Genomic DNA, 6,138 nt, shown 5'->3' with positions numbered 1-6,138 from the left:
CCGCTACGAGCGTAAGCCCGAGCACTTCCTCGCCTTCACCGCCATCGCGGCAACCCTCATATGCCACCGCCGCATCACCAAATGAAATGACGTCTTAGTCAAGCGCATGGTGAGCCAGCGTCACATTGTGAAAATGTTTTACTCCTGTGTCCGGCGAGGCCACAAGCGCTACGTGAAACTTGCGCCTGGAGATCACTGAGTAGGGTGGTCGGCAGGACGAGATCCGGACCGGAGGAGGTTGCACTGTGGCCACCGGCACGCGTCAGAAGGCCCGCGGCGGCGCCCGGCGCGCCCGGCTGCGGGAGCAACTCATGCAGGACAGCCGAGACGCGGCTCGAGAGATCATCGCCGCAGGAGGCTTGAGCGGTCTGACGGTAACGGCGGTGGCTGGCAAGGTGGGCGTAACGCCAGCTGCTCTCTACCGGTACTTTGACGGCAAGCGCGGTCTGGTCCGCGCGCTGTACGGAGACATCACCGCGGAACTCATCAGCACCGTTCAGGCGGCTGTGGACTACCAGGACCCCGACGACCTCAGCGCCAAGCTGCACGCCGCGACGCATGCGGTCCTGGTCTGGTCCGTGGCGCATCCTGGCGAGTTCAGCCTGCTGATGGGGGCTGGTTTCCCCGAGGCCACCGAGTCGGGGGAAGAGATCCCGGAGGCGATCTCTCGCGAACTCGGCGGATTGTTCGCCAAGCTATTTGCCGAACTCGTCCGGCGGAGGCTGCTTGACGGCGAAGTCGACGAGAGGGTGCCGGAAGACCTGCGGAACCAGCTTGTCGTCTATCAGCAGGCGGTCAGTCCGGGACTTCCGCTGGGCGCCATCAGGGCAATGATGTACTGCTGGCGCCAGATCTATGGCCTGATCTCCATGGCCGTCAATCACCATCTCGCCTTCGCCTTCGACGACGGCTACGAGGCCACGTTTGAGGACATGATGGCTGATCTGCTGCCCAAGCTGGGGGTCCTGCCGAGTCCAAAGCGTCGATATGTGGAGCTCGGCCGTGACCAGCCTGCGGTGGCGGAGAGGCCGCGAGGAGACGAGATTCCCGGAACAGCGGGTGACCCGCCCCAGGACTCGAACCTGCGGCCCCGATCTATCGCTCAAGCCGGATAGTTTCGGCGATCACGAGCTCACCCCCGCTGACCGGCTCTTCCCGTTCCCGTGTCCCCTGCCGGGGACTCGAACCTGCGGCCAAGCCCCCTACGGGGAGTCGTACATCGCCGCCACGGTGACCCGCCCACCGCAAAACCGCTGGTCGCCCCCGTTCCCATCCGTTGGCCACCCCGCCAGGGGTTCGAACCTGCACAGCACTCGCTCAGCACCCCGTCTGCCGAGCCAAGTCACACCCCGCCAGCCGCTCCCCCATTTCACAACCGTTGCACAATCACGCAGGAACTCCCGGGAGCCCGCAGGTAGAAGCGGGAACCTCCCCCCAACAAAAAATGGCCCTGACCCGGGTAAAGCCCCAGGTCAGGGCCATAAAAGCAGACGAGTCGGGCTATACGCCGGGAACTTTTCCGCCCGTAGCCAAACAGGCTGCCAAGCGGATACTCAAGCTCACCGCTCGCAGTTCACTCCTCGTCCGGCGTCAACCGCAACGAGATCGAGTTGATGCAGTACCGCTGATCTGTCGGCGTCGGATACCCCTCGCCCTCAAACACATGTCCAAGATGCGACCCGCACCGCGCGCACCGAACCTCGGTCCGCACCATCCCGTGTGAACGGTCGGACACAAGTTCCACCGCATCCGAGTTGCGTGCATCAAAGAAGCTCGGCCAGCCGCAGTGCGACTCGAACTTCTCCGTGGAGGTGAAGAGTTCGGCGCCACAGGCGCGACAGGAGTAGACGCCCTTCGTCTTGGTGTCGGTGTACTCACCGGTGAAGGCGGGCTCGGTGCCCGCCTTGCGCAGCACCGTGTACTCGGACGGGGTCAGCTCCGCGCGCCACTGCTCGTCCGGCTTTTCGATGTCGTACGACATGAAGCTCAACCCCTCACGCTCAAGGAGGCCCACTGGGGGCCACGGTCACTCGGCCAGGCGGGCGAGGATCTCCGGTCCGAGATCCGTCACGTCACCCGCGCCCATGGTGAGAACGAGATCACCGGGCTTCGTCATTCCCGCGACGACGGACGGGACCTCGGCCTTGTCGTGGACCGGCGTCACCTCCGCGCCGGCGGTGTGCGCGGCCTGGATGATCAGCTCGCTGGTGACACCGGGGATCGGGTCCTCGCGGGCCGGGTAGATGTCCAGGACGACCGAGGCGTCCGCCAGCGACAGGGCCTCGCCCATCTCCTTGCCCAGCTCCTGGGTGCGGGAGAACAGGTGCGGCTGGAAGACCACGAGGATGCGGCCCGAGGTGCCGGCCCGCATGGCCTCCAGGTCGGCGGTCATCTCGGTCGGGTGGTGCGCGTAGGAGTCGATGACCTGGACGCCGGCCGCCTCGCCCTTGAGCTGGAGGCGGCGCTTCACGCCGGTGTACGAGGCGAGCGCGGGCGCCAGCTCGGCGGCCGGGACGCCCAGGGCGACGCCCGCGGCGAGCGCGGCCACCGCGTTGTGGGCGTAGTGGCGGCCGGGGACGGAGACCGTGAAGGTCAGCTCGGCGCCGTCCAGCAGGACCGTCACCTCGCTCTTCAGTCCGTGCGGGACGACGGAGAGCACCCGGACGTCCGCGTCGGCGGAGTCGCCGTACGTCACCACGCGCACGTCTCGGCCCGTGACACGGCGGGTCAGCTCACGGGCGCCCTCGTGGTCCGCCGAGATCACCAGCGTGCCGCCCTCGGTGACGCGGTCCACGAACGTCTCGAAGGACGCGTAGATCTCGTCCATGGACGCGTAGTTGGCGTGGTGGTCGAGTTCGACGTTGAGGATGATCGCGACCTCGGGCGCGTACTTGTGGAAGCTGCGGTCCGACTCGTCCGCCTCGGCGACGAAGATGTCGCCGTCGCCGTGCAGGGCGTTCGAACCGGGGGCGTCGAGGTCGCCGCCGATGGCGTACGAGGGGGCGAGGCCGAGCGAGGACAGGGACACGGCCAGCATCGAGGTGGTGGTCGTCTTGCCGTGGGTGCCGGCGACCGCGATCGGGCGCAGGCCGTCCATCAGACGGGCGAGGGCGTCCGAGCGGTGGACGACCGGGATGCCGAGCTCGGCCGCGCGGGCGAGCTCCGGGTTGTCCGCGCGGATCGCGGAGGAGACCACGACGCAGGTGGCGTCGGGGGCGAGGTGGTCGGCCGCGTGCCCGATGTGGACCGTGGCGCCCAGCGCGCGCAGCGCCTCGGCGGTGGCGGACTCCTTCGCGTCACTGCCCGCCACCACGGCTCCGCGCTGCGCGAGGATCTTCGCGATGCCCGACATCCCGGCGCCGCCGATGCCGATGAAGTGCGGTCGGTCCATCGCGGTAGGAAGGCCGGGTGCCATGCGTGTTTCTCCCCAAGATCCGGTACGAAGGTGGGCGCGCTCGCCCTGAGGGAACGCGGCCCCAGCCTATTGGGTGCGGCGGACAGCGCCTCACAGGGGACACCGACGGGCGCCCCGGGCGCCCGTCGGGGCGCGCCGTTCACGCCTTGCTGTGCGAGAACAGCTTCAGGACCGGCACGCCCACCTTGTGGCGGGCGCGGGAGGCCCAGTCCCGGTGGAAGAACTCCTCCACGTAGTGGGGGTCGGTCAGCACGATGACCTCGTCGGCCTTCACCTCGTCGACCAGGCGCTTGAGCGCGTCGAGGGGGTGGTCCTCGATGAGCTTGCCCTCGGCCGTGCCGCCGGACGCGCGCAGCGCGATGAGCGACACCTCCAGCGCCCGCTCGCCCTGCCCTACGGCCGCGTCGCCCTCCGGCGTCCTGCCCTCGTGGGTCGCCTCGTCGATCTCGCCCATCGCGACGTCGTCGATGGCCCGCAGCAGCCGGTCCGCCTGGTCGCCCCGGGGCTGGAGCAGCACGTGGAAGGCGACCGCCTCGTCACCGTGCAAGGTGGTGACGAACTCCACGTCGGCGGACGTCAGGGCCTTCTCGATCATCAATACGCTCGTGAACACGCCAGGCGCCCTTCTCGTCCGTGGGCCGTCCCGGCCCCCTGCGGAAACCATCCTGCCCCGTGACAGCACGGGTACTGCGCGAATTAGTGTGCCCGTCCGAAGAGAAACGGAATCTACTGTTCCGACTGTCGGCCGGATCGGCGGTACCGGCTGTACAGGAACCCGGCCTCTTCCAGCAGCGACGCCAGTTCGAAGTGCTGGGGAACCGGCACCGAGGGCCCTCCCGCGATCCGCTGGGCGTCCCCTGCGGCGAGCATCGGGGACAGCGTCAGGCACATCTCGTCCAGGACACCGGCCGCGACGAACTGACCCAGCAGCCTGGGCCCGCCCTCGGTCAGCAGCCTGGTGTGCCCGAGCTCGCCCAGGGCGCGTACGGCACGGGCGGGATCGACCCCCATGCCGTCCCCGGCCACGACCACCCGCGCGCCCGCCCGCTCGGCCTCGGCGATCCGCTCGGGCGCCGCCGCGGCACCGGTCAGCACCAGCGTGGGCACCAGGGGCGAGGTGAACAGGGGCAGCGAGAAGTCCAGGCCGAGGCTCGCCGTGACCACCGCGATCGCGGGCGCGGGGCCCTGCCCGGCGGCCTCCCGCAGGGCGGCGAAGGCCTCACGCGCGCGTGCCGGCCGGTAGCCCTCCTGCCGGACCGTCTCGGCGCCGACGACCACGACGTCCGCGAGCCCCCTGAGGACACCGAAGATCCTCATGTCGGTGGCGTTCGAGATGGGCTGCGAGCGCCCGTCGTGCTGGGCGGCGCCGTCGAGTGTGGACACCATGTTGGCCCGGAGCCAGGGCAGACGGACGTCGGGGTACGCGTACGCCTCGGCCAGTTCCCCGAACCCCCACTCGCGCTCCGCCCCATCCGTCCCGGAGGCCTCGCCGGAGGGCTGGGCTGCTGTTTCGTAGGTCACAGGGAACAGGCGTCGCATGGGTTGCAGTGTGGCACGGCGCATAGAGTGGTTAACCGTGTCGTCCACCTCCACCGCCTCCGCCGTCGACCCGATAGCCGAAGCGGCCCCGCTGTCCCTGTGCGCCCGCGAGCCGCACGTCCCCGCCGACCGGCTCGTCGCCGAGATGGTGCCGCCGCCGCGCTTCGACTCGGTCCGCTTCGCCACGTACATCCCGGACCCGAACCAGCCCAGCCAGACCGAGGCCGTGGGGATCCTCGAGTCGTTCGCCGCGGGTCTCGGCGGGGCGCACGCCGTGGGTGCGCCCAAGCGGCGGCTGTTCGGCTTCGGCAAGGGGGCCCCGAAGACACCGGCCGGCCCCCGGGGCGTCTACCTGGACGGCGGTTACGGCGTCGGCAAGACCCACCTCCTCGCCTCCCTGTGGCACGCGACCCCGGCGGAGCCCTCGCTCAAGGCGTTCGGCACCTTCGTGGAGCTGACGAACCTGGTCGGCGCGCTCGGCTTCCAGAAAACCGTGCAGACCCTCTCCGGGCACCGTCTCCTGTGCATCGACGAGTTCGAACTCGACGACCCGGGCGACACCGTCCTCGTCTCCTCGCTGCTCGGCAAGCTGGTCGACGCGGGCGTGGCGCTCGCCGCCACCTCGAACACCCTTCCGGGCAAGCTCGGCGAGGGCCGGTTCGCGTCCGCCGACTTCCTGCGGGAGATCCAGGGCCTGTCCGCGCGCTTCCGCCCGCTGCGCATCGACGGCGAGGACTACCGCCACCGCGGACTGCCCGAGGCGCCCGCCCCGTTCTCCGACGAGCAGGTCACCAAGGCCGCGTACGCCACCGACGGCGCGTCCCTGGACGACTTCCCGCATCTGCTCGGCCATCTCGCCCGTGTCCACCCCAGCCGGTACGGCGCCCTGACCGACGGGGTCGAGGCGGTCTGCCTCACCGACGTCCAGCCCGTCCCGGACCAGTCGACGGCGCTGCGGCTCGTCGTGCTCGCCGACCGGCTGTACGACCGCGAGGTGCCGGTCCTCGCCTCCGGAATGCCCTTCGACCGGCTGTTCAGCGAGGAGATGCTGAACGGCGGCTACCGCAAGAAGTACTTCCGAGCGATCTCCCGGCTGACCGCGCTGGCCCGCGACGCGAAGGGTCTCGTGGAGGGCCGGGAGGCCTAGAGGACGCCCGGTACGCCGGGTACCGCGACGCGCCACG

At 69.7% G+C, this 6,138-nt stretch carries 6 protein-coding genes; 2 read left to right on the top strand and 4 right to left on the bottom strand.

Annotated features, from left to right (window positions below):
- The first annotated feature begins 245 nt into the window (after positions 1 to 245).
- Complete coding sequence (locus tag ACIQ7M_RS29765) at positions 246 to 1,115, top strand: TetR/AcrR family transcriptional regulator (RefSeq protein ID WP_403650176.1); 870 nt, start codon at positions 246 to 248, stop codon at positions 1,113 to 1,115.
- Between the two features lie 458 nt (positions 1,116 to 1,573).
- On the opposite strand, the gene msrB is transcribed toward ACIQ7M_RS29765, so the two are convergent.
- The 4 genes from msrB to ACIQ7M_RS29745 form a co-directional block, all read right to left on the bottom strand.
- Complete coding sequence (msrB, locus tag ACIQ7M_RS29760; RefSeq protein ID WP_403650173.1) at positions 1,574 to 1,981, bottom strand: peptide-methionine (R)-S-oxide reductase MsrB; 408 nt, start codon at positions 1,979 to 1,981, stop codon at positions 1,574 to 1,576.
- 45 nt (positions 1,982 to 2,026) lie between these two features.
- Complete coding sequence (murC, locus tag ACIQ7M_RS29755) at positions 2,027 to 3,415, bottom strand: UDP-N-acetylmuramate--L-alanine ligase (protein WP_355768325.1); 1,389 nt, start codon at positions 3,413 to 3,415, stop codon at positions 2,027 to 2,029.
- Between the two features lie 139 nt (positions 3,416 to 3,554).
- Positions 3,555 to 4,028 carry an indole-3-glycerol phosphate synthase gene (locus ACIQ7M_RS29750; protein WP_355767724.1) on the bottom strand — a complete coding sequence of 158 codons (474 nt, stop codon included), beginning with the start codon at positions 4,026 to 4,028 and terminating at the stop codon, positions 3,555 to 3,557.
- Between the two features lie 113 nt (positions 4,029 to 4,141).
- Positions 4,142 to 4,954, bottom strand: coding sequence for a pyrimidine reductase family protein (locus ACIQ7M_RS29745; protein ID WP_403650169.1), 813 nt, complete (start codon positions 4,952 to 4,954; stop codon positions 4,142 to 4,144).
- Between ACIQ7M_RS29745 and zapE the strand changes: the two genes are divergently transcribed.
- A complete protein-coding gene (gene zapE, locus ACIQ7M_RS29740) occupies positions 4,953 to 6,101 on the top strand; it encodes a cell division protein ZapE (protein WP_386980505.1) in 1,149 nt (382 codons plus the stop codon). The genes ACIQ7M_RS29745 and zapE overlap by 2 nt on opposite strands.
- Positions 6,102 to 6,138 lie beyond the last annotated feature (37 nt).

This window comes from Streptomyces sp. NPDC096324, from assembly GCF_044763015.1.
GTDB lineage: Bacteria > Actinomycetota > Actinomycetes > Streptomycetales > Streptomycetaceae > Streptomyces.
Note: the sequence above shows the minus strand (reverse complement) of the source record. Positions and strands in the feature narration are given on the sequence as shown.

What these genes read in the sequence shown, in the direction of transcription:
- zapE (WP_386980505.1), top strand. Translation starts at nt 4,953, where the DNA reads ATGGGTTGCAGTGTGGCACGGCGCATAGAGTGGTTAACCGTGTCGTCC.
- murC (WP_355768325.1), bottom strand. Translation starts at nt 3,415, where the DNA reads ATGGCACCCGGCCTTCCTACCGCGATGGACCGACCGCACTTCATCGGC.
- ACIQ7M_RS29745 (WP_403650169.1), bottom strand. Translation starts at nt 4,954, where the DNA reads ATGCGACGCCTGTTCCCTGTGACCTACGAAACAGCAGCCCAGCCCTCC.
- msrB (WP_403650173.1), bottom strand. Translation starts at nt 1,981, where the DNA reads ATGTCGTACGACATCGAAAAGCCGGACGAGCAGTGGCGCGCGGAGCTG.